Below are 1,346 nucleotides of genomic sequence, written 5' to 3'. Positions count from 1 at the left end.
CGCGTCGACCACGAGAAATCGGATACCTCCTCGAGCGCCAGCAACGGGTGATGCCAGACATGCGGTGATAGGAGATGCCTGACCCGGCGCGGCGAGAAAGGCGACCGGTTCGCCAGGCGCTCCGCTTTCGTCATGCGCGACGACGATGAGATAGGGCCGGGCAGAAAGCGGCATGAAGGCCTGACTGCCGAGCGGATGGCGTTCCATCATCTCGATCCGGATGGGGAAATCGAAGGGCTTTCCACGAAAGATCGATATCAGCGGATGTCCGCCTTCCGCCGATACATCCACCGGAGCGATGTCGTGGAAGCGGGTGGTCGTGCCCTTGTTGATGAGCCGGATTTCGGACGCGTTGTCGGTCTCGATGACCTCGCCGAAGGGACGGAATGCGTCGGCAGAGAGGGGGGTTGTCTTCAATTCCCACATGTTTTTTTCCCGAAAAGCCGCAGGCGCGAAATTCCGCCATCGGGGAAGATGTCGAGGCGGACGTGACTGATAGCGCCGTGGCGTTCGATGTCGCGCCCTTCGATCGTCAGTTCCGTATCGGCTTGGAGCTTGGTCGAGGTGACGATTTCCGGCCATAGCGAGGAGAGCGCCTCGATCTCCCTCTGCTGCGGGTTCTGAGTGAGCTTAGCAGCGCGCAGGGTGCATCGGTCGGGGTAGTTTCCCTTGAAATGCTTTGTGTCGATGAGGATGCGCTCGATCGTGCCGGGGTGTCCAAGACGGATCACGCACCAGTCGTTGCCGGGTGTGCGGCGGCGCGCGGTTTCCCAGCCGTCTGACATGACCGGCGCCGTACCGGGTGCGAGCATATTGGCAGGCGAGCCGTAATGGGCATCGTTCCAAGCGATAGCCGAGCCACCATTGACGAGGGCGGCGAGATCGACGGTTTCGTCTGCGCCGACTTCGCTCCAGTCCTTCTCCACCGTGCCGTAGACCCGAAGCCGCGCGACGCCACCATCGGGAAAAATGTGAAGGCGCAGCCAGCGCGCGCTGGTGGGTGCGTCGAGATGGACGAGATTGTGCGAATCGCCTCGTAGCGATCGTTTACCGACGAGCGGCTGCCAGTCGTTCTCGCCGGGCTCACCCGGCACATCGGCTGCTTCGATCTTTGCTTCGGGCGGGAAGTTGCCGGTGAAGAACGAGGTGTCGATGTCCACAGCCGCGATCGTGCCGCGCTGCCCGAGCTTGACGACCGCATGGTCGTGGCCGGGCTCGCGCTTGCGGCGGGACTCCCAGCCGTCCATCCACTTGCCGTGATCGTCGAACCGGTCCGGGTAGAAGAGCGGGGGCTCAGGCAAGATCATGCGCGACTTGTCTGCGAAGAAATCGTCGGTCGCGAAAGT

2 protein-coding genes are annotated in these 1,346 nt (G+C 62.6%); both read right to left on the bottom strand.

Features of this window, described 5'->3' with window-relative positions; genetic code table 11:
• Positions 1 to 426 (bottom strand): ureidoglycolate lyase (locus tag FP2506_RS17765; protein WP_007069001.1); only part of this gene is annotated, 426 nt, incomplete at its 3' end.
• On the bottom strand, positions 414 to 1,346 hold a 933-nt coding region (gene alc, locus FP2506_RS17760), incomplete at its 5' end, for an allantoicase (RefSeq protein ID WP_007069000.1). The genes FP2506_RS17765 and alc, both read right to left, overlap by 13 nt.

This window comes from Fulvimarina pelagi HTCC2506, from assembly GCF_000153705.1.
Taxonomy (GTDB): domain Bacteria; phylum Pseudomonadota; class Alphaproteobacteria; order Rhizobiales; family Rhizobiaceae; genus Fulvimarina; species Fulvimarina pelagi.
The sequence above is the reverse complement of the archived record's forward strand: the minus strand, read 5'-3'. Positions and strand labels throughout refer to the sequence as shown.